The following is a 25,707-nucleotide window of genomic DNA, read 5'->3' on the forward strand; positions in this document are numbered from 1 at the left end:
TTCTCAAGAGAATCTGAGTTTAAATAACACTGGCCATGGATATCCATGGCCTTTTTGAGTGGTCTCAAGGAGAGAGATCATGATCATACAAGCAATTGCTATTAAAAAAACCATCGGCGGGAATCCGTTATTTGAGGAGTTATCCTGCCAAATCGAAGCTGGGGAAAAAATTGCCCTAGTCGGCATCAACGGAACGGGCAAATCAACCTTTTTACAAATCTTGACTGGCAGTGAAGGCGTCGATAGCGGCGTTATCAGCCGCCAAAAAGGCTTGAGGATCGGGACGGTCGAGCAAGAGCTGACAGTTTCTGAAGCAACCGTTACCCACTACCTGCTCCATTCTGCTGCTACCATTCAAGAACTCAAGCAGCAAATGAGCCATTACGAAGCCTTGATGGCAGAACCCGATACTGATTTAGAGAAGTGTCTGATCCGTTATGGCGAGTTGCAGCAGCGCTTTGAAGAGCTGGGCGGCTATGGATTAGAAGACCGAATTTCCGCGATCTTACAAGGCTTAGGAATTCCCCATCGACAGAACGCACGCTTAACAGAGCTTAGCGGCGGTGAACGGGTCAAAGTCGCTTTAGCCAAAGTGTTAGTTGCCGATGCTGACCTGCTGTTACTGGATGAACCAACCAATCACTTGGATCTTTCCAGTATCCGCTGGTTAGAAAATTATTTACAGAACACGAAAAAAGCGGTTCTAGTCGTTTCGCACGATCGGCACTTTCTCGATCAAGTCACCACCAAGACCTGGGAACTGGAAGAAGGCGCCTTGGTTGAGTATCCTGGAAATTACAGCCGATTTCGTGTCTTAAAAGAAGCTCGCTTGGCGGAGCTGACCAAAAATTACGAACTGCAGCAAAAAGAAGTCCAGCGGCTAAAAGTCATGATTCGTCGGTTTCGTCAGTGGGGCCATGAAGGAGACAATGAATCCTTCTTCAAAAAAGCCAAAGAATTGGAACGCCGCCTAGCGAAACTTACGCTGGTCAAACCGCCAGCGCCCCCGAAAAATCGGCTACAAGGCTTGGCAAATGGCGGAAAATCAGGCAAAGAGGTGTTCATCGTTTGCGACTTGCACCAGCAATATGCCGATCAGCTCCTATTCAAAGACAGTAGTTTTGCAATCTACCGTGGGGAGCATCTAGCCATCATTGGCGACAATGGTACTGGAAAATCAACCTTACTCAAATTACTTCTCGGTGAGGAGCTTCCTAGCGGCGGCACTATCAAGCGCGGCAGCAGCTTACAAATTGGCTATTTGCCCCAACAGCTGCAGTTTGCCGATCCTGAGAGTCGCTTGTTGGCCTACGTACAGACGTTGACAGGAAACGAAGAGGCTGCTCGTCGGCAATTGGCCAAAAGTGGGTTTTATCAAAGTGATGTGGCCAAACGAATCAAAGATTTATCTGGTGGTGAAAAAATCCGTTTGGCGTTACTGAAACTCTTTTTAGAAAAAATCAACGTCCTGATTTTGGATGAACCAACCAATCATCCCGACAGCTATGCCCGAGAAGAAATTGAAGAAATGCTGCAAGATTATCAAGGGACCCTGTTGGCGGTCAGCCATGACCGCTACTTTTTACAGCAGCACTTCCAAGAAGCCCTGGTCATTGCACAGCAGCAGATCACGCACCAGCCATTGAGCCCCTTGATTGATTAAGAGATTGATTTGCAACAAAAAAACTTGATTTTCCTACCGTATGCATGGGTTGTTCAATCCATGCATAGGCGGAAAATCAAGTTTTTATTTTTTGATCAATGAATGTTGCCGATCAAGTTGCGGATCGGTTTTCTAGCTAAATACAAGATGATACCGACAACAACGGCTACTCCGCCGACGATGCCATAGTACATCCCTTCTGTTTGCGGTGTGTAGAACCGAGCGATTTGCGCATTGATGGCTTGTGAAGAAGCGTCTGCTAACAACCAAATCGCCAAGGTTTGTGCTTCGAAGGCTTTCGGCGCAAGTTTGGTCGTCACCGACAAGCCCACCGGTGAAAGACACATTTCCCCTGCAATCATGATGAAGAAGCTCAATACCAACCATAATGGGCTGACCCGTTCTTCTACTCCAAACAAGAGGCTTGGCAGCATTAGCAATAGAAAGGACAAACCGGCTAAGACTAAACCGATGGCAAACTTCACTTCTGTCCGTGGCTGACGAGAGCCTAGTTTGGTCCACAACCAGACAAAGACAGGTGTCAATAAGACGACAAAAAGTGGATTTAAGGTTTGATACAAACTTGCTGGAATATTGATGCCGAATAACGTTGATTGCGTACGGTCAGCGGCAAACAATGCCAAGATCGATGAGCCTTGTTCTTCCAATGACCAAAAGACGATCGCTGACAAAAACAGCGGAATGTAGGCCAACACTTTTTTCTTTTCATCTGGTGTGACATCTTTCGAACGGAGCATTTTGGTAAAGTAGTAGATCGGTAAGAAAATACCTAGAACACTGATAAAGTTGATGAAGAAATCCACCGTCAGATGGCCAGTTGCAGCTGCTGCGCCAAACAACACTGCCAATGCGAGAAGAACCAGAACGACTGCTCGGAAGAAGGTTTTCTTTTCGGCTGCCGATAAGGGATTCGTTGGCGCGATCGCTACACTTTTCAACGTGGTTTTTCCTTGCACATAATACTGCACCAAACCGATGAACATCCCGATAGCAGCAATCGAAAAGCCTAAGTGGTAGTTGACCTCTTGTCCTAAGATCCCGACGATGATCGGTGCTAACAAGCCGCCAATATTGATCCCCATGTAGAAAATCGAGAAACCAGCATCCCGACGGATATCGTCTTTGCTGTATAAATGCCCCACCATACCCGACACGTTGGATTTCAAGAGTCCGGTTCCGATGACGATCAGCATCATGGACACAAACAACGCTGGAATCCCTAAAGGTGTTGCCAAAACGATGTGTCCTAACATGATCAAGATCCCACCATAAAAGACGGATTTATTTGATCCTAACAGACGGTCCGAGATCCAGCCGCCAACAATACTTGACATATACACTAAGGAACCGTAAATCGACATGATCGCCACAGCCGTTCCTTTTGGCAACCCTAAGCCGCCGTTGGCAACTGCATCGTACATGAAGTACACCAAAATCGCCCGCATACCATAATAACTGAATCGTTCCCACATTTCCGTGAAGAATAAAGTCGACAGCCCTCGCGGCTGACCTAAGAATGTTTTTTCTTTTTCCATATGTAATGGCCCCTTATAAAAATTAATGAAAATAAAATAGCGGAATTTTTCTGAAAATTCACAAATGCCAGTTTATTCCCATTTGGCAACTTTTACAAGGGTATTTCCCTGAGAACATCTTGTAAAAAAGGAGGGAAATTTAAATTCAAATGAAAGCAAAATGAGAAGCCCTCCACCTAGGTGCAGTATGAGCCAATTCTCATATGTATAATTATTAAATTATCTGTTTAAAAAATTAGAAAATGGTCTTCACCAATTTTTCTCTCTAGCCCCATTTTGCGGACTTTCCTACAAAAAAACACATGCAAGCATTTCTCTTGCATGTGTTTCAGCTTCTATTCTAAGGAAGGTTTTCGCTTAGCCGCGTAAACGTTCCACATCGCGAGCGATCATTAATTCTTCATCTGTTGGGATCAAAAGTACTTTGACTTTTGACTCTTCAGTTGAGATCACTAATTCTTCGCCGCGTTTTGCATTTTGATCGGCATCTAATTCGCAACCAAACCAAGTCATGCCTTTGATAACTTCGCTGCGGACGTGGGCATCATTTTCACCGATACCAGCAGTAAAGACGATCGCATCAACACCGTTCATGGTTGTGACATAGCCACCGATGTATTTACGGATGCGGTCAGTAAAGACGTCATAAGCAACTTTGACTTCTTCTTTGTCGTAGTTTGCTTCTAGATCGCGCATGTCGCTGGAAATACCAGTTAAACCTAATAAACCAGATTTTTTGTTTAAAACATCCACCATTTCATCGATATTCAAATCTAATTTTTCCATTAAGTAAGGCAAAACAGCAGGATCGATGTCACCTGAACGTGTGCCCATCGTTACACCAGCTAATGGCGTGAAGCCCATTGATGTATCTACTGATTTTCCGCCGTCAACCGCAGTGATCGACGCACCGTTCCCTAGATGGCAAGTGATGATTTTTAATTCTTCGATTGGTTTACCTAACATTTCTGCTGCACGCTCAGAAACATAACGGTGGCTTGTACCGTGGAAGCCGTATTTACGTACTTTAAATTCGTTATAGTACTCTAATGGCAAGCTGTATAGGTAATTGTGTTTTGGCATCGTTGCATGGAAAGAAGTATCAAAAACAGCGACACTGATGATTTCTGGCAAGATTTTTTTGAAAGCAGTGATCCCCATCAAGTTTGCTGGGTTGTGTAATGGCGCAAATTCAGCCAATGCTTGGATGCGTTCCATCACTTCGTCTGTGATCACAACTGAATCAGGGAAATCTTCTCCGCCGTGAACGACGCGGTGACCGACGCCAGTGATTTCATCATAGGCACCTAAAATGTTTAATTCGATCAGTTGATCCAATAACATTTTTACAGCTACTTCGTGATCGTTGATGTCGATGATTTGTTCGAATTTTTGATCTTCCCCATATTTGATGGTAAAGATAGAATCTTTCAAACCGATTCGTTCAACGATTCCTTTAGCGACAACTGTTTCCTCTGGCATTTGATATAATTGCCATTTTAAACTTGAACTTCCAGCATTGATTGCGATTGTTTTTGACATGATGATCTCCTTATCCGAATTATATTACAGATTTGCTGCTTTCCAAGCCGCAAATTGTTCAAAAAGTTTTGTGATGTTCTTTGGTTCTTTCAGTGAGGCTAGCTTGACCAGCAAGACTTCGTCTGCTTGTTTGCTTGTCCCTCCATGGTTTTGTAAAAGCAAAATACTTTTACGTGAATGTTCATTTTTAAAGAGTTCTTCAGGAAGCTGAATCATTCCTTGCAAATAAACCTTTTCTTTCAGCCATTTTTTCAAAAATTCACTCTGTTCCGTTTCCAAAAAGTTGCTTGGTACTAAGAACAAACCGTAACCGCCAGCTTTGACATAGTTCATCGCTTGTTCCAGCAACAAATGATGGGCGTAACTGTGCCCTTCTGGAGCCGCCGTAATGAAGCTGCGGGCTTTGTCATCTTGTGGGTAATAGCCCACCGGTAGATCGCTGATCGCCAGATCCATCGGTTCGATCAAAAGCTCTTGCAAGCCATCTTGATGGAACAAATGCAAGGGCGCTTTGGTCCATTCGCCAGTTGCAGCTGCGATCGCCAACAAGGTTTCGTCAATATCCACACCGGTTCCTTCTACTGGACGCTTCGCTAATTGCAGATTCAGCAAGACTGTCAATAAGAGATTCCCCATGCCTACCGATAAATCAAGAAGTTTCACTGGTTGGTCGGCACTACTCAACTGCTCGATCAAATAGACGAATAAAAACCCAAGACTATCTGGTGTCAGTTGGTGATTGGCCTGCAGGCGCTCCGTTTGGCTGCCTTTCAACAAAACCAACTGCGCAAGCTTGCGTTTTTCTTCTGCCGATAGTTCCATTGCTCGAATTTCTTGATAGATGGTTTCTAAACGAGCAGCAGTTGCTTCATCTGGTACCCCATCGATCACGCGAACTTGGTATTGATCAACAAAATTTTCGATCGTCTCTACGTAAGCATCAAAAAAAGACGTTTCCAATGCGTTTTGAAGCAGTTGGATCGCTTCAACGGTCAAATGAAAAGACGTTTCCATTTTTTCTGCGGACATCTTGCACCTCTTTTCAAAACTATAACAACATATATACCTGTTTAATTTTAGCCGATTCATCCAAAATAATCAATCGCTTTCGTTTAGAATAATTTGTGAAGCTGTAAACATTCTTTTTCTATTTCTGTATGAAAAAGGATGGTCGAAACAACCATCCTTTTCCTGTACTATTCTTCTTGGTCATCTGTGTCTATTTCAGGCTCTTCTTCGGGTAACAAAAAGGTAAATGTAAAGCGGCGGCTTTTGACATGGCACTCGATCTGTAAGAGTTGTCCTTGCCGTTCATAGGTTAACTTTCCTACATTATAAAGTCGTGACCCTTGATCTGCCAATTCGTTTTGCAAGAATTCCGTATGAAACAGTTCGCTCATGATGCGGGCTTCATAGGTTTCAATGGTTTTTGTATAAAAAAGGGCTGTTGTGCGGCTGTTTTCTAACACTAGCAATAACATCAAGCTCAACAGCTGCACAAACAACAATGCTGTGAGTAAAATACCGCCTTTATGCCGCCTCTTGTGTGTGAATTTTCCATTGTCCAATTTTCTGCTCTCCATTCTCAAAGGAAACGGTAAAGCGGATCGCTGCGCCAATTTTCTCAAAAGACACATCCGTTACTTCTGTCAATAGTGGTTGATACCCATTGTTGTCCCGCTTTCGCAGCACGCGATTGATGCGATCGATGGTGACCGAATTGTTTTGACTGCTTCTCAAATACAGTGTGGTCTCACTGACCGATAGATAGGTACAGGTACTTAATTCCCGTTCCAGCTGAAACAAAAACACATGCCATTCTTGATCTTTGCGAGCCATGATCTGCTGATTGACGGGTGCGAGGTGCTTAACGATCCCGCTGATCAGCAATAAGCAGATCGCCAATACCCATAAAGACAACAGACACTCCAACAAAGTAAAGCCTTTACTCTTCATACACGATCTCCCAGAGCTGCTCGCAGCTTTGGATGCGTGCTTGTTGATGCTGCGCTGCTTGCCAAAAGCGAACTTGATAGACTGCCTGACGCTGCGTCGTGTAGGTAATGGTTGACGCATCAAAGGAGTGGTTCTGGACTTCTTCATACAGCACCCGCAGCATTTGGGCTTTTTCTTGCAATGCCGCACTTTGCGTCAGTGAAGCGGTCTGCATTGCTAAAAACAGTAACACACAAGTTGCCAAGACCCCAAAGCCAATCAGGCTTTCTGCTAAGATGAACCCACTATTCAACGATTTTTTCATAACGGCCACTCCCAAATAAAAACTTATAGCTGATGGTTTGCTTTTTCTCCTGCCAATAGAAAATGATCCTTCGCAGACTGCTGTTGTTGCCGGATTGACTACTAAAAAGAATATCGGGAAACGCCTGCATCGCTAGTTGAGGAGGAACGTCGATCTTGGTGACTGGCTCAGTTGCAGCGCCGTAAAATGAAACAGTTGGTGTTGGCTCTGCTTGATAGATTGCTCGGGTTTGTGTGTTATCGATGATGGCCGATTGCTGCAAGGTATAGAGTCCTTTTTCTAAGCGAGCACAAAAGCCGAAAACTTCCGCAGATCGTTGATAGTACTCGATAGCCACGACGGGGAAAAAGAGAAAGAGACTACTGACCAAGAGTACCAAGAGACTTTCCATCAAGGTAAACCCAGAAAATCCCCTAGTGCCATTGTTCTCACTTTCTTTGCTCATAAATCGCATATTGTTCCTCAGATACATACCCTTCTGCAATCAATTCTTCTTTCGAAGGCACCCGATCTTCATTTAGACGAAAGAGTTCGATCTGGGTTTCCACTACTTTCACGATCGCCGCATTTCCTTTCTCATCAATGATTCCTCTTTGATTGGCAAGATTTGGGACAAACAACAAAACCAAAATACTGATCACTAATAAAACGACTAGCATTTCAACCAATGTAAAGCCTTTTTTGACACGCCAAATCCCCTGCTTGCGAGGAGATGCTACTTTCTTTTCTATCATTCGATCACTCCTTGGATATTTCCATAGATTGGTAAAAACATAGCGGCATAGATCCCAACGATCATTAAAGCAACCAACAAAAAAATCAGAGGCTGAACCCAGTGAATGGCTTTTTCGATTCGTTGAAACAAGCGTTCCATCAATAATTGACTGTATAAAAAAAGCTCTTCTCCTAACTTTCCTCGTACTTCTCCTTGAAAGACGATCAAAGAAAATTCGGGTGTGAGAAACGAGAAATGACGAAGTTTTTCTGGGAGTTCGCCCCCAAGTGTCAAGGTCACTCGCAGTTCTCGTGCTAATTCTTGGATCAAGGTAGCTTTATTGGTGTGCTCCATACACTCGATGATCTGTTGGATATCTAACCCTTGCTGAAACAACTTGCCCCATTCCAATGCGAAAAAACTCGTGTGATAACTCGTGTACAATGCTCCGAACAATGGCAGGTGGCTGAAAAACACAGCTTTTTGCAAGGCAGTGCGGCGGGCAAACACCCAGCGGCTGATCACAAAAAGCAGCACACTTAACAACAAGAAGAGGATAAGTACTGCTGGTGCCCAAGTGATGGCGCGAATGCCCCAATGACCTTCGTCGATCATGCCAGAGGCTAGCAATTGGGGCAATAAAAAGCGGTGCATCCCAAAAAGCGCAGCTATTAAAAAGACCAGTAACAAAAGCGGATAGGCAGCTACTTTGTACAGCAGCTGTTTTTGCTTGTTGACCAATTTATGGTAGTCGACCATCCGCCGCAAGGTCGCCGTGAGATCCCCATGATTTTCTGCTAAATGAAGCTGACTTTTTTCAGTAGCCGATAACGACAACGGCGCTACCGCTGCTGCAAAGCTTTGCCCTTGGGCGAGATGTACAATTAGCTGTTCGATCACAGGTTCAGAAAACTGGCGGCTGCGCAGCAGCACTTGGAGGCTTTCTTGTAGGGAAAAGCCACTCTCCAATAACACCGTGAAGGTGACTAAGAGGGCTTCAGTTGCACGGCGTGGTAGCTGGGGCTTCTTTTTCATAAACTTCATCGCTGATCCACCCACTTTCTTTCACTTGTTTTAATACCTGCTGCCACTTTTTTTCCACTTGCCCCTCATAAAAGTGATATGCCAGCAATCCATGAGGTTCATTCGCTTCATTTGGCAACAATCGCTGATAAATGATCCCTTGCAGCGCATGTGCCAGACGATCGTCTGGCCCGAGCAATTCCAGCAGCCGCGTCTTGGTTTCTGCTACACCTCGGGCATGGATCGTGGCAAATACTCGGTGACCTGTCAGAGCGGCTCGTACAGCGGCTTGCGCCGTTTCTTTGTTACGAATCTCGCCGATCAAAAGCAGGTCTGGACGATGCCGCAAGGACAAGCGAATCAATTCATCATAGTCTTGTTCGATCTTCAAATTGGTTTGCAGCTGTAAAAAGCGCGGCTCCTCGATCTCCACAGGATCTTCGATGGTAATGATTTGCCCCTTGGTTGCCCGAGCTAATTGATACATGAGGGTCGATTTCCCTGAGCCAGTGGGGCCAGAAAACAAATACAGCCCTCTTTGTTTGGTTGCCTGTTGGATCTGCTGGACGTCTTCTGCAAAAAAATAGCGCAGGTGCTCCTGAGTCAAAGGATAAAGAAACCGCATCACGAGACTTTCACGCCCTTGGTAATCACCGACTGTGGAGATGCGCAGCCGCTGCAGCTGATCGCCTAACGGATAACTGACTGCTCCTAACTGAGCTTTGCGTCGTTCTCCCACCTCCATTCCTCCTAAAAATTTGAAGCGAGTGATCAGCTGCTGGGCTTCTTCGTTGGTCAGTACTTGATAGGTCTTTCTGAGATAGCTTTTACTGAAAATCACCTCCATCTGTGTACCGCTCGGCAAAATGGCCAGATCCTGCATGCGTTCTTGTCTGCCATAGTGAATCAACTCATCTGAGAATGCTTGAATATCCACGACTTATCCCTCCTAAAAAGAAATACGCAAGCCTTTTGAGAATAGAAAAAAAAGACGAAGCAAATTTGCTTCGTCTTTCGTCTCTTCTTTATTCCTGCGGGTCTTTTGCCACAAATTGGGCTTCCACTCGATAGATTCGCTGCCCGCGGCTTGAGAATTTTTCTTCATATTCCGTCATGATATTGTTCTCAAAGGTACTGTTATGCAGGTCCAACCAAACTTGTTTGATGATCATGCCATATTGAGAAAAGCTCGCTAAGGAATACTCAAACAATCCTTGGTTGTCCGTTTTGAAATGGATTTCGCCATTAGGTCGTAAAATTTGCTCGTCCACCGCTAAAAAGGCTTTAGAAGTCAAACGGCGCTTCTCATGCTTCTTCTTAGGCCATGGATCAGAAAAATTCAAATAGATCTGGTCTACTTCATTGTCTTCAAAATAGTTGGTCAAAACCGAACCATCCACATGCAGCAGCTGCAAGTTTGGGATCTCCTGCTCGATCATTTTATCCAGTGCGATCGAAACGACACTGATCTGCATCTCTACCCCAATATAATTGATTTCGGGATGAGCTTTCGCCATTTCCGTAATAAATTGACCTTTTCCCATGCCGATCTCGATGTGTAGCGGATGATCATTGCCAAAGCGTTCATGCCAACGCCCTTTCCATTCGGTAGGCTCTGCAACGACGTATTGTGGATGAGCTTCAATCAGCTCTTTTGCACCTGCACGTTTTCTTACTCTCATGTTTCTTCCTTTCCGAAAAAACAAGATGGAACCAAATTGCCTCGCTCCATCTTCTCTTCATTCACTATAAATTCGTTTTAATTGTAAAATCTCTGCATTCATGGCTTTGTAATCGCCCCGCAGATAATATTTTTTGACCTCTTGCAGCATACTCAACAATGCATACCAATAAATTTTTTCGATCACTTCGCTGCTGCTATGGATACCGTAGCGCACCAGCCAATGGGACCAGCTGGATAGCGGCACATAGTGACCTAAAATAGTCCCGATATCGATTGCTGGATCTGCAAACATCACGGAATCCCAATCGACTAAATACAAATAGTTTTGACAAACCAGCCAATTTCGATAATTGACATCGCCATGGACGACCGCGGCTTTTTGCTCGTCAAAAGCTGGAATATTGGCTTTTAAATACTCGGTGACCAAATGAATAAAACGGTTTTGAGCCACCGCAGAAGGCAGCTGATCTTGATAATCCATCAGCATTTGTTCAGGCGATCTGACTTGTCCGCCGATTTTGCTTAGCATCTGTGCCAGCGTTTTTGAATGATGCAAGTGATACAACACATCAATGACGTCATTTCTTTGGCCGATCTCATCGGGATCTAAGACCCGTCCATCCAGCCATTCTTGTGCGGAGAGCGTATCCCCATTTCCCGTCCGTTTCGTCCAGACGAGTTTGGGTGCAATGCCCTCTTTAGAGAGTGCCGCAAGCATCGGGGTCGTATTTCGTTTGATAAAGACTTTGTCGTTGTCCTTGAGCCCGATATAGGCTTTCCCGGTGTCGCCTTTGATCGGCCGCATACGCCAATCTTGATCCAAGCGAATATCCATCCTAGCTTCTCTCCTTATTTCGCAGTACCTCTTATTCTAGCTTCCTAAAGGGTCGCCGTCAAGCGCATATGCGTTCGCTTTTTGTAAGAGAGGTTTCCTGAGGATCAGGCGTGCATTTTCTTTAATCGCCCTGGCAAGTAGATGCCTAAAAAAAGACCCGCAAAGAGGAAGAAGCCCACAAAAGCGATGCCCCCTTGCCAAACAACGGGCAAGCGCAAGCAACAGATCACGCCGAAAAAAACAGTCGTCACAAGCAAAAGTGACCCGATAATTTTTTTGATTGCTGCGGCTTTTTGTTTTTCTGGCACGGGATACAAATGGGTCAAAACCATGTATTGAAATTCATTGATCAAAGGGATCAGTTGGAAACCGATCAGATAAAGAAACAAGCAGCCGATCAGCAGACTGATCCAAAGCTCATCGACAAAGAATAAGACGAAGCCACCAATCAAGGATAAACGGACATAAAGACCGCCGTATTGCCCACCACGAATCACTCGGCGCAAGTAAAGATAAAGATACGTATTGCTTTGGGCTGGTTTGATCTTTGCCAGCAACCAGTCGAGGTATTTGCGTCGTTTGGCTTCCGTCGTGATTTGGGGAACATCTGTAAACAAGTTGATAAATCGATAAATCCGTAATAAACGCGATTGCTCGGCTTGGATCATATAGTCCCAATCCAAAAGCTGACGATTAGATTTCACGCCAAAGAGGAACCAGATTGCTTGGAGGATGCTGATCACCAACCCTAGCCAAGGTGCTACATAAATACTGGCAAGTGTGGCAGCTAACGCACTGGCGAACCAGATTCCTCGCTGCTGTTTGACTTGCTGCTGTGTTTCTTGATACAACCGAATCCGCTGCAGTGAAAGATCCCCCAGTTTTAACAGCCACATCATTCCTAAAAAGAAGGGAAAGGAAGCAAATGTACTGTTTGCGGTGACCACGACCAAAGGCATCGTTGCTCCTACGGCTAAAAATAAGACCCCAAAGGGCAGCCAGAGGGAATAACGCAGGGCTTGACTGAGGTAACTTCTCATTTGCCCTTCTTTGGCTAACAGAAAAATCAAATCTGCCGGTTTCGTCAGTGTCGCTAAGCGTCCCAGCGGTAAAACGAAGAGCCAAACAGCGACCACGATGATGCCGCCTAATGGAAACGGCCGCGGCAATGTTTTTAGCAATTCTGAATAATACAGCCCCAGACCTCCCACTAAGAAGGTGCTGATCAAAGCAAAATGATCATTGAAGACATAGCGCAAATAGCGTGTCATCTGTTTTTGATGCCGCTGTAAGCGTTGCGAGAAAAACTGCTTCATGCTTGACTCTCCTTTGTCAGTGCGAGGTACAGATCATCAAGGGAGGCTTCTGGCGCTTGAAATTGGCTTCTTAGCTGCGCCAATGTCCCTTGTGCGCGGATCTCACCGTTATGCAGTAGGATGAATTTGTCACAATACTTCTCTGCGGTTGCTAAAATATGGGTGGACATCAAAATTGATGCCCCGGTTTGTTTCATCTCATTCATCAGCTCCAATAACGCATTGATCGCTAAAGGATCTAATCCTAGAAAAGGTTCATCAATGATGTAGACGCTTGGCTCAATCAAAAAGGCACACAGCACCATGACTTTTTGTTTCATCCCTTTTGAGAAGTTTGCTGGGAACCAATCGAGTTTGTTTTCTAAGCGAAAGGTTTTTAACAAACGCTCCGCTCGCTTCATGGCTTCTTCTTGCGGAAGGTCATAGGCCATCGCTGTCACTTCAATGTGCTCTCTTAAGGTCAATTCTTCATATAAAGATGGGGTTTCGGGAATATACCCGATTTGTTTGCGGTATTGCTCTGGGTTCTCCTTCAAGGTCAAGCCGTCGATCGTGATCGTCCCGCTGTGAGGTTGCAGTAACCCGATGATTTCTTTGATCGTCGTACTCTTCCCCGCCCCATTCAAGCCAATCAGACCAACGAGCTCACCATCGCCGATCGTAAAATCAATATTTTTTAAGACTGGCAGCTGGTTATAACCGCCTGTCACATTTGCTACTTGTAAAGTCATTCTTTTCCTCCGATTCGCCTAATTACGGCTTTCTGTCAACGTAGGCTCTTTTTTCAATCCGCTAGCAAAACCGTTGCTTATTTTTCTTTATTCGTGACTTGTAAGATAAATTCGTTTTCTCCCACTGTAATGGTTTCTTGCGGCAATTCTTGGCTGCCAAAGCGTTCTTGCCACAGTTGTGCATCACTCGCTGGAAAAATGACCATTTGGATCGCACCGGCGGCAAGACGGGTAGTAAAGGCTTGGACAGCAGCAGGTTCAGCATAGGAAACCAGACTGATCCTCAACTCTTCTTTTTGATACCCTTGGTCGATCGCCCAGGTCTCAATGGCTGTCTCCAATTCACTCTGCACCGTAGGGTCCATCGCTGTTTCAGTGACGATGGCGGCATTGACTACTTCTTCTTTTGGACGCGTTAGCGAATAGGTGATCGAACCTGCGAACACCACAAAAAGCGTGATCGCAATCAACCATTCTTTATAGGCATAAGCCAAGTAGCGGAGCTTCGCTGAAGTCGTTGTTTTTTTCTGTAAGGTTTCTTTGATGATCGGTTTCATAGGTTCCTTCTTTCCAATTGATTTCTGATATTAAGTCTAGGGTTGTTGGAATCTAAATGCAAGCGTTTCTCGCTCGCTTTTCGCATTTCTTTAAAAAAGCGCCTTTGTTGAAGGAACAGTTGCCTTGTTCCGACTTTTTCAAAGAGGAAACCAGACGAAAAAAAGCAAAATATGGTAAAGTAGAGGTAATAGATCAAGGAGGTTTTTTTACAATGGAAAATTGTATTTTTTGTAAAATCAACAATCGTGAGATCCCTAGCTACAAAGTCTACGAGGATGAGCAAGTTTATGCCTTTTTAGATATTTCCCAAGTCACCCCTGGTCATACATTGGTGATTCCCAAAACCCATGTGACGGATATTTTTGAGTACGATGAAACGTTGGCAGCAGCGGTTTTTGCCCGCATCCCTAAGATTGCTCGGGCGATCGAAAAAGCATTCCCTGAAATCGAAGGCTTAAATATCATCAACAACAATAAAGAATTGGCGTATCAATCGGTCTTCCATTCCCATGTCCATTTGATTCCTCGTTACAGCAAAGACGATGATTTCAAGATCCATTTTGGCAATCACGCAGACAATTACACGGGGGAAGAACTAGCGGCAATCGCCGAAAAAATTGGAAAGCAGGTGGACTAAATGATCGGCAATTTTCTTAAAGGACTATTATTCGGGTCCATCGCCGGCGGCTTAGGCGGTTTGCTTTTTGCACCGAAAAGCGGCAATGAAACCCGTGAAGAATTGATTCGCTATTTAGATGACACGACAGAAGCGACCTTAGAATTCAATGACAGCGTCAAACAGCTAAAAGATGCCGTAATGGTGACCCGCAAAACGATCGACGAAACGATCCCTGTTGTTACGGAGTCTTTCACGAAAGATTTGGAAGCCTTCAAATTCCAAGCCCAACCGCGCCTTGCTCGGATCAAGACCCAAATGGAGCAATTGAATCAACACATTACGACGATTCAAGCCCAAAGCGCAGCGGATGACAAACAAATCGAAAATTTGTAGTTTTTATGAATTTTGTTTGAAACATCCACTGTTTTCTTCCCAACCATTTCTAGAAGTGGTATAGTAGGTGCAGTGATTATTATGAATCTTTTTAGAATTAGGAGTGCTTAAACGAATGAAGAAAAAATTACTTTTAGTAGCAGTCAGTGCAATGAGTCTTTTTGCATTAGCGGCTTGTGGAAACTCAAGTGAGGAAATCGCAACAATGAAGGGCGGTAAAATCACTGTTCAAGATTTTTATGACAAAGCAAAAACAAGTTCAGAAAACCAACAAGCGTTGCGTCAAATGATCGTCTTAAAAGTCTTTAATGAAAAATACGGCGATGACGTGACTGAAGAAATGATCGACGAACAATTCAACAACGTGGCTGAACAATACGGCGGTAGTGATTCCTTTGAATCAACCTTGACTGCTTCTGGTTATACGGTGAAATCTTACCGTGCAGAATTGAAAGAACAGCTTGCGTTACGTGAAGGCTTAAAAGCCAACATGGATATTACTGATGAAGAAATGAAAACTGCTTGGGATTCTTTCCACCCAGAAGTAGAAGCACAAATCATCAAAGTAGCAAGTGAAGATGATGCCAAAGATGTCTTAGAAGAAGCGAAAAAAGATGATGCTGACTTTGGCGAAATCGCTAAAGAAAAATCAACGGATGCAGCAACAAAAGAAGATGGCGGAACGATCAAATTCGATTCTACGTCAACTGCTGTGCCAAACGAAGTGAAAACAGCCGCTTTTGATTTAAAAGATGGTGAAATCTCTGAAGTGATCTCTGCAACCAACACGTCGACTTATACGACGGAATACTATATCGTGAAAATGGTGAAAAACCAAGACAAAGGCAACGATATGGATAAATACAAAGATGAATTGACTGAAATTGCTCAAAACACGTTGTTGAATGATTCAACCTTTATGGCAGCAACGATCGGTCAAGAATTGCAAGCAGCCAATGTGAAAATGAAAGACTCTGACTTAGCAGACTTGCTTTCTGATTACATCACAGCTGCCGAAACAGAAGATTCAACTGCTGACTCTTCTGCAACAGATGCAACAGACAGCTCAGCAGCAGATTCTTCTGCTACTGAGGCAACCGATGATTCTACTGCAACAAGTGAAAGTGCTACAGATTCTTCTGCTGAATAAACGAACAAAGAAGTGCCGTCATAGCGGTGCTTCTTTTTTTGTGCCGATTAGATTTCTATCTACGATTCAACTGTTTTTTCCAGCAGCTAAAAAAGCCACGCTAAGCAAGCCTAGCGTGGTTTTTGTTCTTTCTATCATTCACTTTGATCGATCAAGCTGCAACATCACTGCTACACTTCTTTTGGTACATAAAAACTCCGATTGTCCATGCCAAAAATTCGGTCTGTGTATTGACCAGGTTCTGTCAGGCGGATCGAGGTCAGCATCATTTGCATGGAAGCATCCAAATTATCGATCTGATGGAGGATCTCCGCTTCCATTATGCGGGGCCGAACAGGTGACCCATATTCTAACAAGCCATGGTGGGCTAAGACCATATGCCGCAAAACAACGATGTCTTCTTGTTTGTCATCAAATTTCAAAGCAATACAGGCTTGCGTGATTTCTTCATCCACTAAGACCAAATGCCCTACTAGATTCCCCGCTAAGGTATATTCTGTCGTCATGGGACCTGTCAACTCGATCACTTTTCCTAAATCATGTAAAATAATGCCCGCATACAGCAGTGACGCATTTAATTCAGGGTATTCTTTGACGATCGCTTTTCCTAAACGCAGCATAGTTGTCGTATGATACGCCAATCCACTGGCGAAGGCATGGTGATTGCGCTTCGCAGCTGGAAAATCAAAGAATTCCTTTTTATACTTGTTCAACAAGAAACGGACGATGCGATTCCAGTGAGGATTTGTGATCTCAAACAAGGTTTGACTGATTTCTTCTTCCATCTCTTCTTTTCGCAAGGGCGCTTTTTCCATGTATTGGCTTGGTTCGTGGGGTTCTTCCGGCTTCGCTAAACGCAAATGCATGATTTTGACTTGCGGATTGCCTTGGTAAACTTCTCGTTTCCCATCTAGTAGTACCACTTTCCCGGGTTCAAAACGAGCGATTTCTTCATCTGATGCATCCCAAAACTTTCCATCGATCGTGCCAGATGTATCCTGAAACGTGAAGGCAATAAACTTTTTGCCGTTTTTCGCGATCCGTACATCGGCATTTTTGATCAGTAAGAAAAGTTGAAACGTTTCATCAACAGTTAATTCACGAATTTTTTTCATGGGCTTATTTGGCCGATCAGCCAAATCTTTCACTTCCTTTACTCAGATCCTGGATAGGCTGCTGGTACTTCTGATAATAGCTTACCATTTCTTGGTCAGAAGACAAACAAATTACTTGATAACTTTGTCCAAACTCTTTTAATAGTGCTGCGAAGCGTTCCTTACGAACACTGTCATAATGCAACCAACCATCATCAATAATGATCGGGCACAACGGGTGATTTTTTTGCAGCGCTAGATAACCGAAACGTAACGCCATGATCAACTGATCCTTCGTTCCTGTGGACAAGTCAATGATCGAAAAGGTCTCGCTGGCATTTGCCGCTACTAACAGACCATTTTCCAGAAGAATCTTTTGATAACGTCCGTTTGAAAGCTGTTCAAAATAAGTCGAAGCGGCTGACAATAGCTGCGGCAATTGCTGTTCTGACAATTCAGTCGTGACATCCGTCAAAATTGAAGCCGCCAACTGACGACTGCCCCATGCCACAGCGAGTTCTTCAATGACCGCCTTCAGCTCACTTTCTTCTTGATAAAGCTGATTCAAGGTGCCGTTTTTTTGACTGGCTGCTGCTTCTAATTCCAAGCGTTGTTTGTGTTCCGTCAACTGCTGCATTTGTGCCTGAAGCTGTGTTTGCTGCTGCTTGATCTGGTCTTTTTGCTGCAGCAATTCTGCTTGTGTGACTGGTTTGGGATAGATCGGTGTTAACATCCCCGCCAATTCTTCTGCTCGCTGCTGCGTGCGCTGCGCTGCTTCCCATTGCTTCAACCAGAGGCTGATTTCTGCAGGGTGATCTAACCCTTGCTGCTGCAAGAGCGCACTGGCTTGGGCAAACAGCTGGTCGCGTTCGTTGCGGGTACGGGTCAATTGTTGGGCCAGTAACGTGCTAGGTTGTTGCAACCGCGAAAGCTTGATCGTTTGCATCTCTTCATGAAACTTCTGCAACATCGCCGCTTTTTCTAACAAGGTTTTGTTTTGCAGCGGCAGCCACTCCGCATACGGGCGGAATTGCTCCTCAAAGGGGGCCAATTCTTCCGTGACCGCTTGCCGTTCTTGATAGGCTTGCTTGCGCTGCTGTGAGTAGGCTTGATAGCTAGCAACATCTTCATCATAGGCGAATAGATACGACTGCCAGTTTTCCACCGGCAAATCACCAAAAAAGGGTGTCAACGCTTGGTGGGCACGGCTGATCTGCTGCTGCTTTTGCTGCTGTTCATTTTCCAGCTGTGCCAACTCTTCGCCCAGCAGATCCAGCTGCATGAGGACCGTCTGCCATTCTTGCTTGATGCCTTGCTGCTTGTTTGGTGCTGCTTTCATCAGCGGCAAAATACTGCCGATGATCGCTGCGATCCCCGCACCTAATGCAAGCCAGCGCCAGGGACTTGGCAAAAAGATACCGATCACTGCGACTAGCCCACCGACGATCCCTAGCGGCCATAGTGGGCGAGAAACGGGCTTGCGGCCAATCAATTGAGGATACTGCTGTTCTAAGCGGGCCGCGGTGTCTTGCAAAGGTTGCGCTTTTTCTTCTAAATGCCTCATGCGCTTTTCGAGCTCTTCTAACTGCACACGTTCTTGCAGTAAACGTGTGGTTTGTTCATGGATCGAAGCCGTTACTAGCGGCGGCGATTTTCTGCTCCACTGGCGCTTTTCAATCAAGCGATTCAACTCTGTGATGGCGACTGTTTCTTGTTGATTGGCTGCTGCTTCACGATCTGCCAAACGCGCCATCGTCACTTGCTGCTGCAGCAAGTGATTGATCTGATGCTCGTGATCAAGGTAAAAGAAATACTTGTCTGATTCTTTTCCTTGCTCCAACTGATCTAATTCGGCTTCTTTTTTGCGAATTTCTTCCGTCAGCTGCTGATACTGCTGATAAAACTGTTTGATGGCTTGGACTTGCTGAGGATCGGCTAGCGTATCTGCTGGTGCCATTTGCTGCCACTCTTCATAAAGGCCCCAGTGACTCAGCTGTTGCTGATTTTCCTGATAAGCGTCATTCAATGCTTGATACTGGTGCCGCAAGTCTTGGATCTGTTCTTGCAGCTGGGCGATCTGTTGATACTGCTGTTGGATGCGGCTTTCTTCGCTTTCTTTTTCCGCAATCGTTTTTTGCAGTTTTTCTAATTGTTTTAACGCTTGGTTCAAAGGCAGCTTTTGCCCTCGTGGCTTGTATTGTTGCTGATTGGTGGTTTCATATTGCGCCACTTGCTGCAGCATTTTTTGACTGCCGCTGATCCCTAGAGAAATCAACGCTTGGTGCAGCTCATTTTCTTCTAGCTTATCGATCTGGGTCAATTGCTCTTGCTGAAAAGTAAAGACATCGAAGAACAATGCTCGATTGAGGGGCTGCAGGTGTTGTGCCAGCCATTGCTCATCGACCGTCTGGCCAGCGACATGGACTTTGGCACGACCACGGTCCACTTGCCGATAGCGTTCCACGATCACTTCGCCGAAGGGTTCCAGCGCCAACCATAACTTGCCACCGTAAGCAGCACCGTTTTTGGGGGTATAGTCTTTTTTCTTGGCTGTCTTTTTCGAAAAGCCAAACAAAATGGCGGCAATAAATTGATACAACGTCGATTTTCCGATCTCGTTGTGCCCAAAGAGCAGCTGATTTTTCGGATGAAAGGCAAAGCTTTGTTCATGGTATTTCCCAAAACCGGTAATCTCTGCTTTTAAAATTCTCATGACTGCTCCTCCCATTGAAAGTCGTCTTTCAACAATTGCTTGGCTTGCTGCAAGACTTCTTCTTGAAATGATTCATGGGTGATCCCCCGCTGGATCAGTGGATGCTGCAATAGATCCGACAATCGATCCGCAAACATCTCTGGCGACTCATACATCGCTAAAAACTGCAGCATATAATCTTCTGATACCGCCAATGCGATCTTGTCTTCATTGGCTTGCTCGACTTCAAGGGCATAGATCACTTGCAGCGGCTCTGTTTGTGCCAACCGTTCATTGAGGTAGGTCAGCCATTCATTTTTTTCCGCAGCTGGAAACCAATCTGGCGGCAGCTGCTGCACATCGGTCAACACCAGATGCAGCAAGCGCGAACCAGGACTTTTTAAGCGCTCGATGATCGCTGGCAATACGGCATTCGAGGCAGTCACATCCGCTAAGGCGACCACTTGCTTTTGCCAAGCGATCTCTGCGATCTCCAAGCGCTCGATCGTTGGTCCCTGCGGCGTTAAGTCTGCCAAAATCACCCCAGTCGCCTGTTCTTTCTTGGTCTTTCCTTGAGGTGTACCTGGATAGAGAATCGGTGGCTGCTCTGAGAGCGTCTTAGGTACATGGATGTGCCCCAAGCCCCAATAATCATAGCCTTTTTGCTTCATTTCACTGATTGAAAAGGGGGCATACCGTTCACCAGCTTGGTCCCCATGGTAAAGCCCGATATGGTAATCCACCGCTGCTCTTGCAGGAAATTCTGTTACTTTATTTTCAGTAATCCAAGGATGTTGGTAGCTAAATCCACTGATTGCATAGGTTTCACCGTTTTTCGTTGTTCCTTGAACCGTTTGAACTTCTTCTGATGAAAAGAGAATGACGTTTTCTGGAAAAGCAAACCAGTACCGTTGCGGATCATAATAATCATGGTTGCCGAAAATCATATAGACAGGGATCTGTGCTTCCCCTAGTCGTTGCAGTTGGGCAAAAAAGTCATGCTGCACTTTTAGACTCGGCCGTGCTTGATGGAATGTATCCCCAGCCAGCAAAACAAAATCGACCGCTTTTTCTAAGGCAACATCCACCAAATTACGGATGATTTTTTGATTGATGGCAGGGAGTTGGGTCTTCACTTTTTCAGATAACAAATGAACCCCTTCAAATGACCGGTCGATATGCAGGTCTGCACTATGTAAAAATCGCATTTCTTTCTCCCTCCTTAATGCTTCTATCATAACATTTCTCAGGCATTTCGTCAGCAAAATACGAAAATTTGTTCGCCTTTTTCATAAAAAAAACCAAAGAAGCGATTTTGAAACTTCTTTGGAAAAGGCTCTTGCAGTTGCAGCCGATTGCTCTGAAGATTCACTTGCTTCTTTGGTCTTTGTTTGTTGGCGATTACGCTTCGTATAGATCTCTTACAGGACCCATGATGATGCGGTTCAAGTCATTGGCTACTAAGCTGAAGGCTTGCTCTTTTTGCATCAAGTCAGAAACAATGCCGTCTTGTTGAATTTTTTGCGATAATTCTTGGGCTTTTTGCGCTTCTTCTTCTGTCATTTCTTCGCCAGCCATCATTTTTTGTTGCAGGCTTTGTTGCAACTCTTGAAACTCTTTGAATAACGCATACGCTTCTTCATTTGCTTTCAAGCGGTCGAAAGAACCTTTCAAATCTTGAAACTGTTCTGACTCGCGTAATTCACGTTCTAATTGGTTTGCTGTATCATAAATATTTGCCATTTTGACGCCTCCTCTTTTTTTCTAGTATACCATTCTTCTCAGGTTCTAGACTAGCAGTTGCCTAATTCCTTTAATTTCCGCTGATGGAATTCCACAAGCCGCCAAACAGTTCTTTCGTTCCTTCTTTGATCTTGCTGCCGAATTCCTTCATACCTTCTTTGGCGCTTTCGGCAAAGTCATCGATGGTTTTCTGCCAATCATTGCCATTTTGTGACGTACTGCTCTCAGGATCTGGTACTTCATCGGCTGCCATCAATTTTCCGCCTGTCCAATAAGCGTCTGCGACTTGGAACTGGGTACCTTGACTATAAGGCAGTAAGCTTTCGGCCTCTGCTTTGAATATTTTCCCAACGACTTGCCCACTGGTTCCCGTTAAGTAATGATCTTCACTCACATGCTCAAATCCTAACCAAGTTGAAAGAACCATATCAGGAGTATAGCCGACGATCCATTGGTCATTGACCTTAGAAGCATCAAAGTTGGTCTCTGTCGTACCCGTCTTACCGGCGATCGTAAAGCCGTACGGACTGGCACTAACACCCGTCCCGTTAGAAAAGGTGCCGAGCATCATGCTCGTCATTTTATCAGCGGTCTCTTTAGAAATCACCCGTTTGCCTTGCACAGACGTATTGTCAACGATCACGGCACCAGTTGAATCAACGATTTTGGTGATCAAATGCGGTTTGTAGTAATACCCGCCATTTGCGAAAACGCCATACGCTGCTGCCATCGTCATGGGTGATTCCCCTTTTTCCAAACCACCTAATGCTAAGCCATAATATTTGTCGGATTCGGTCAAGGAAAGTCCAAACTCTTGTGCTTTGCTGTACCCACGATCTAAGCCGATCTCATGCAACAGCCAAACTGCTGGCAGATTCAGGCTTTGGGCGAGGGCTTGATACATGACTGCTTCGCCAGCATAGGTCCCATCAAAGTTTTGAGCATCATAAAAATCGAGGGGCTCGTCTTTCAGGATACTATCGGGTTCAAACCCAGCTTCTAGGGCAGGGGCGAAGACGCTGATCGGTTTGATCGTGGAGCCTGGTGAACGTTTCATTTGCGTGGCAAAATTAAAGCCTCTAAAGACGTGCTCGCCACGACGACCCACCACCGCTTGCACCCCACCGGTATTCGGATCAAGTGCGACAGAGCCTGATTGCACCATCGTGCCATCAGCGGCATTTTCAGGGAACAAGGCATCGTTTTTATAGGCAGCTTCCATTTGCGCTTGGTAGTTTTGATCCAGTGCTGTATAGATCTTGTAGCCGCGATTCATGACATCATCGGCGTCCAACCCATAGGATTCAGCTTCATCGATGACCGCATCGAAATAATAAGGATACTTATAGCCAGATTCTGAATTGCCAAATCCATCATACAGTAAATTGGCTAAGGCAACTTGTGATTCTTGGTCAGCAACGGACTGGTCCAACTTGCCGTTATCCACCATCAAACTCAAGACGGTATCGCGACGGTTCGTGGCGTTTTCCAGATTGTCGATCGGGTTATAGATCGAAGGACCTTTGAGCATCCCCACCAACGTCGCAGCTTCTCCCACGCTTAGTTCAGAAGCATTGACACCGAAATATTTTAGCGAGGCATCTTGAATGCCCCAAACCCCGTTACCAAAATAGGAACTGTTCAAATACATTTCCAAAATCTCATCTTTAGAATATTTCTTCTCGATCTCGATCGCTAAGAAAAGCTCCTTGGCTTTTCGACTAAAGGTTTGATCCAAGGACAGATAGGCATTTTTGGCAAGCTGCTGGGTGATGGTACTTCCCCCACCGCCTTCGGCACTGCGGTTGACCAGCATGCGCAGGGCTGCTCGAGCGATCCCCTTGATATCAAACCCGTGGTGATTATAGAAGTTGCGGTCTTCGGTTGAGATCAAGGCGTTGACCACATCACTGGAAATGGCATCAAGAGAAACGTACGTGCCTTTTTGCGAGTACAACTGCCCTGCTTCATCACCATTGGCATCAAAAATCACCGTCGATTCTTTCAGACCTGACTCTAATTCACTGACTTTCGTATTTTTGGCGATATAAAACAAATACCCGCTCATGATTAAGATAGCAACTAAACTAAGTAAAATAAAAATTTTATTTACGTGGTATTTTTTCCAAACCCGCTTGCGCCATTGATGAAATTGCTGCAAATACGGTTTTAACCAGCGCCAAAAGGTCAGCCAACCGGTCTTTATTTTGTGAAGGATGTGTTTCCAATCCATTACTTCACGCTCCTTTGGTTAAGTGTAGCATAAATGACTTTCTTTGTTATACGGCTCTAGACGTAATTTCATTCGAAAAGAATGCTTTATTATTCTAGCATTGAATGCTCTGTTTTTTATTGTTTTTTTTATAAGAAAAGCTTAAAGATGCTATAATAGTCGATAGCGAACAGCAAAGAAAGGACGTTTTTATGGAATACACCATGACTTTACCCGAAAATCACCCGCCCATGCCGCTTCGCGATTTGTTGGAACGGGAGTGGCTCGTCCCACGAAAAGTGCGTCATTTTCTGCGCACACGGAAAAATGTTACCGTCAATCAGCAGCCCGCGATGTTTCATCAAGAAGTTCGTGGCGGCGATCAAATCACTTTGGTCATTGAAGACAGTGATTACAGCTATCAGCCGATCCAGTTAGGCCAAGCAAACAAAGTCGACGTACTTTTTGAAGATGAACACTTATTGGTGCTGAACAAGCCTGCGGGGGTCAAGACGCACCCCAATCAGCCATTAGAAGCAGATACCCTATTGAATGATGCAGCTGCTTACCTTGCGCCGAAACAGCAGCAGCCTTATGTGGTCCATCGTCTAGACAAAGAAACCAGCGGTGTCGTTTTATTCGCAAAAAATCCTTTGGTGTTGCCGATCTTGGGCCGAATGTTGGAAAACAAACAGATTTTCCGCCGCTATCAAGCCACGGTTTGGGGCAAACTTACGCAAGATCAAACGATCGCCAAAAAAATCGGTCGTGACCGTCACGATCGTCGCAAGCGGATCATTGACCCCCGCAACGGTCAGTCAGCCGTCACCCATGTAACCATCGCCCACACCCAACAAAAGACGACCGATGTGTATTGTGTGTTAGATACGGGGAGGACGCACCAAATTCGCGTCCACCTTGCCAGTATCGGTCATCCCGTCGTCGGTGACCCGCTTTACCAAAACAAACCAGCGCCGCGTTTGCTGCTGCATGGCTATGAATTGCATCTGGAGCATCCCTTTACCAAAGAACAGTTAGTGATTATCGCTCAACCGGGCTTGTGGTAAACAAAAAAAAGCATGACGACTTGAGGAACCCCTCTTGTCAGTCATGCTTTTTGGTTTCAGATGTTTTTTTCAATGTTTCTACTCGGTGCTTCGGCTTATAGCGGTAAGTAAGCTGCTGGATCAACGAAATCCGACCACAACGTCTTACTCAATCCAAAGTGCAAATGGACGCCAGTCGAGTTTCCAGTCGTCCCCATCGTACCTACTTGCTCGCCAACTGCAACGGTTGCCCCCTTCGAGACACTGACAGCTGTTCAGTGAAAATAATACGAGTAAAAGCCGTTATCATGAGCCAAAATCACGTAATTTCCAGTGCTTAGGCCATAGCCAGCATCTTCTACCTGTCCATCACGAGCGGCGACGATCTTCTCCCCCGCTTGACCTGTGAAGTCGATCCCGTCATGCTGCGTCCCTGAAAAACCAGTCGGGTCTGCTCGAGTACCAAAACCGCTGGAGATCGACACGGAGCCCGTGATTGGCAGTGAAAATTCACTGGCTGCTGCTTTCTCTGCTGCTTCTTTGGCTTTTTGTTTTGCTTCTTCAGCGGCTTTTGCTTCTTTGTCCACTTTTTCTTGCAAGTCTTGTACTTGCGCTTGCGTTTGCTGCAGCTGCTCTTGTTGGCTCTGCAATTCTTCTTTTGCTGTTGCTAGTTGTTCTTTACTATGTACTAATTGGGCTTGCGTCAAGGTTTGGTACGAAGTGATTCGTTGCTGTTGGGCTTCTTTTTCCGCCAATTGTTGGTTCACTTCCCGTAAAGCCGCTTGTTGTTCACTAAACTTGCGTAGTTGTTGGATCGTGGCTTGTGGTCCGTCGACTACCAGGCTGCTTGGCGCTTGGCTTTCTTGATGCTGGGC

Annotated in this window: 25 protein-coding genes and 1 pseudogene; 5 read left to right on the forward strand and 21 right to left on the reverse strand. The window is 45.2% G+C overall.

Annotation, left to right across the window (positions count from 1 at the left end):
* Positions 1-79 precede the first annotated feature (79 nt).
* Positions 80-1,663 (forward strand): ribosomal protection-like ABC-F family protein, encoded by a 1,584-nt coding sequence (gene abc-f, locus IGI96_RS05790; RefSeq protein WP_438784954.1) that lies wholly within the window; start codon positions 80-82, stop codon positions 1,661-1,663.
* A 95-nt stretch (positions 1,664-1,758) separates the two neighbouring features.
* Here the strand turns inward: abc-f and IGI96_RS05795 are convergent, their stop codons facing one another.
* The 15 genes from IGI96_RS05795 to IGI96_RS05865 form a co-directional block, all read right to left on the reverse strand.
* Positions 1,759-3,219 (reverse strand): peptide MFS transporter, encoded by a 1,461-nt coding sequence (locus tag IGI96_RS05795; protein WP_005227746.1) that lies wholly within the window; start codon positions 3,217-3,219, stop codon positions 1,759-1,761.
* A 357-nt stretch (positions 3,220-3,576) separates the two neighbouring features.
* A complete protein-coding gene (locus tag IGI96_RS05800; RefSeq protein WP_005233419.1) occupies positions 3,577-4,761 on the reverse strand; it encodes an acetate/propionate family kinase in 1,185 nt (394 codons plus the stop codon).
* A 24-nt stretch (positions 4,762-4,785) separates the two neighbouring features.
* On the reverse strand, positions 4,786-5,790 hold the full coding sequence (locus IGI96_RS05805; protein WP_086337758.1) for a class I SAM-dependent methyltransferase: 1,005 nt from the start codon (positions 5,788-5,790) through the stop codon (positions 4,786-4,788).
* Positions 5,791-5,957: 167 nt separating this feature from the next.
* Positions 5,958-6,329: a competence type IV pilus minor pilin ComGG gene (comGG, locus tag IGI96_RS05810; protein WP_254907802.1), complete on the reverse strand. Its 372-nt coding sequence runs from the start codon at positions 6,327-6,329 to the stop codon at positions 5,958-5,960.
* Positions 6,292-6,717, reverse strand: a complete 426-nt coding sequence (comGF, locus tag IGI96_RS05815; protein ID WP_005227741.1) for a competence type IV pilus minor pilin ComGF — start codon at positions 6,715-6,717, stop codon at positions 6,292-6,294. Before comGF ends, comGG begins: the two co-directional genes overlap by 38 nt.
* Positions 6,707-7,021: a hypothetical protein gene (locus tag IGI96_RS05820; RefSeq protein WP_015510481.1), complete on the reverse strand. Its 315-nt coding sequence runs from the start codon at positions 7,019-7,021 to the stop codon at positions 6,707-6,709. The genes comGF and IGI96_RS05820 overlap by 11 nt, the downstream gene beginning before the upstream one ends.
* Positions 7,002-7,475 (reverse strand): competence type IV pilus minor pilin ComGD, encoded by a 474-nt coding sequence (gene comGD, locus IGI96_RS05825; protein WP_086337757.1) that lies wholly within the window; start codon positions 7,473-7,475, stop codon positions 7,002-7,004. The genes IGI96_RS05820 and comGD overlap by 20 nt, the downstream gene beginning before the upstream one ends.
* Complete coding sequence (gene comGC, locus IGI96_RS05830; RefSeq protein WP_015510483.1) at positions 7,450-7,755, reverse strand: competence type IV pilus major pilin ComGC; 306 nt, start codon at positions 7,753-7,755, stop codon at positions 7,450-7,452. Before comGC ends, comGD begins: the two co-directional genes overlap by 26 nt.
* Positions 7,752-8,780, reverse strand: a complete 1,029-nt coding sequence (gene comGB, locus IGI96_RS05835; protein ID WP_034869028.1) for a competence type IV pilus assembly protein ComGB — start codon at positions 8,778-8,780, stop codon at positions 7,752-7,754. Before comGB ends, comGC begins: the two co-directional genes overlap by 4 nt.
* The gene (comGA, locus tag IGI96_RS05840; protein WP_086337756.1) at positions 8,734-9,696 is read right to left on the reverse strand and encodes a competence type IV pilus ATPase ComGA; all 963 of its coding nucleotides are present in this window, start codon (positions 9,694-9,696) and stop codon (positions 8,734-8,736) included. The genes comGB and comGA overlap by 47 nt, the downstream gene beginning before the upstream one ends.
* 88 nt (positions 9,697-9,784) lie before the next feature.
* Positions 9,785-10,441 carry a tRNA (guanosine(46)-N7)-methyltransferase TrmB gene (gene trmB / locus IGI96_RS05845; protein WP_086337755.1) on the reverse strand — a complete coding sequence of 219 codons (657 nt, stop codon included), beginning with the start codon at positions 10,439-10,441 and terminating at the stop codon, positions 9,785-9,787.
* A gap of 57 nt (positions 10,442-10,498) precedes the next feature.
* Positions 10,499-11,278, reverse strand: a complete 780-nt coding sequence (locus IGI96_RS05850) for a phosphotransferase family protein (protein WP_005227730.1) — start codon at positions 11,276-11,278, stop codon at positions 10,499-10,501.
* Between the two features lie 104 nt (positions 11,279-11,382).
* Positions 11,383-12,594: an ABC transporter permease gene (locus IGI96_RS05855; protein ID WP_015510486.1), complete on the reverse strand. Its 1,212-nt coding sequence runs from the start codon at positions 12,592-12,594 to the stop codon at positions 11,383-11,385.
* Positions 12,591-13,325, reverse strand: coding sequence for an ABC transporter ATP-binding protein (locus IGI96_RS05860; RefSeq protein WP_005227728.1), 735 nt, complete (start codon positions 13,323-13,325; stop codon positions 12,591-12,593). Before IGI96_RS05860 ends, IGI96_RS05855 begins: the two co-directional genes overlap by 4 nt.
* 77 nt (positions 13,326-13,402) lie before the next feature.
* Entirely contained in the window at positions 13,403-13,882 is a 480-nt protein-coding gene (locus IGI96_RS05865; RefSeq protein ID WP_010749019.1) for a hypothetical protein, read from the reverse strand.
* Positions 13,883-14,094: 212 nt separating this feature from the next.
* On the opposite strand from IGI96_RS05865, the gene IGI96_RS05870 reads away from it, so the two are divergent.
* From IGI96_RS05870 to IGI96_RS05880, 3 genes are all read left to right on the forward strand, one after another.
* Positions 14,095-14,520, forward strand: coding sequence for an HIT family protein (locus tag IGI96_RS05870; RefSeq protein ID WP_005227719.1), 426 nt, complete (start codon positions 14,095-14,097; stop codon positions 14,518-14,520).
* Positions 14,521-14,895, forward strand: coding sequence for a YtxH domain-containing protein (locus IGI96_RS05875; RefSeq protein WP_060792575.1), 375 nt, complete (start codon positions 14,521-14,523; stop codon positions 14,893-14,895).
* A 115-nt stretch (positions 14,896-15,010) separates the two neighbouring features.
* Positions 15,011-16,045 carry a peptidylprolyl isomerase gene (locus tag IGI96_RS05880; RefSeq protein WP_005227715.1) on the forward strand — a complete coding sequence of 345 codons (1,035 nt, stop codon included), beginning with the start codon at positions 15,011-15,013 and terminating at the stop codon, positions 16,043-16,045.
* Between the two features lie 170 nt (positions 16,046-16,215).
* Here the strand turns inward: IGI96_RS05880 and IGI96_RS05885 are convergent, their stop codons facing one another.
* The 5 genes from IGI96_RS05885 to IGI96_RS05905 form a co-directional block, all read right to left on the reverse strand.
* On the reverse strand, positions 16,216-17,160 hold the full coding sequence (locus tag IGI96_RS05885) for a 3'-5' exoribonuclease YhaM family protein (protein WP_026008117.1): 945 nt from the start codon (positions 17,158-17,160) through the stop codon (positions 16,216-16,218).
* A gap of 16 nt (positions 17,161-17,176) precedes the next feature.
* Positions 17,177-19,852 (reverse strand): AAA family ATPase, encoded by a 2,676-nt coding sequence (locus IGI96_RS05890; protein WP_438784956.1) that lies wholly within the window; start codon positions 19,850-19,852, stop codon positions 17,177-17,179.
* Positions 19,849-21,039, reverse strand: coding sequence for a metallophosphoesterase family protein (locus IGI96_RS05895; RefSeq protein WP_254907801.1), 1,191 nt, complete (start codon positions 21,037-21,039; stop codon positions 19,849-19,851). Before IGI96_RS05895 ends, IGI96_RS05890 begins: the two co-directional genes overlap by 4 nt.
* Before the next feature lie 193 nt (positions 21,040-21,232).
* Entirely contained in the window at positions 21,233-21,574 is a 342-nt protein-coding gene (locus IGI96_RS05900; RefSeq protein ID WP_005227708.1) for a YlbF family regulator, read from the reverse strand.
* 70 nt (positions 21,575-21,644) lie between these two features.
* Positions 21,645-23,807 carry a PBP1A family penicillin-binding protein gene (locus IGI96_RS05905; RefSeq protein ID WP_005227705.1) on the reverse strand — a complete coding sequence of 721 codons (2,163 nt, stop codon included), beginning with the start codon at positions 23,805-23,807 and terminating at the stop codon, positions 21,645-21,647.
* A 191-nt stretch (positions 23,808-23,998) separates the two neighbouring features.
* Between IGI96_RS05905 and IGI96_RS05910 the strand changes: the two genes are divergently transcribed.
* Entirely contained in the window at positions 23,999-24,853 is an 855-nt protein-coding gene (locus tag IGI96_RS05910; protein ID WP_086337752.1) for an RluA family pseudouridine synthase, read from the forward strand.
* A gap of 203 nt (positions 24,854-25,056) precedes the next feature.
* On the opposite strand, the pseudogene IGI96_RS05915 reads toward IGI96_RS05910, so the two are convergent.
* Positions 25,057-25,599 (reverse strand): annotated as a pseudogene (locus IGI96_RS05915) (M23 family metallopeptidase); the annotation flags it as partial.
* Positions 25,600-25,707 lie beyond the last annotated feature (108 nt).

This window comes from Enterococcus sp. DIV0421 (assembly GCF_051713745.1).
Lineage (GTDB): Bacteria > Bacillota > Bacilli > Lactobacillales > Enterococcaceae > Enterococcus_D > Enterococcus_D casseliflavus.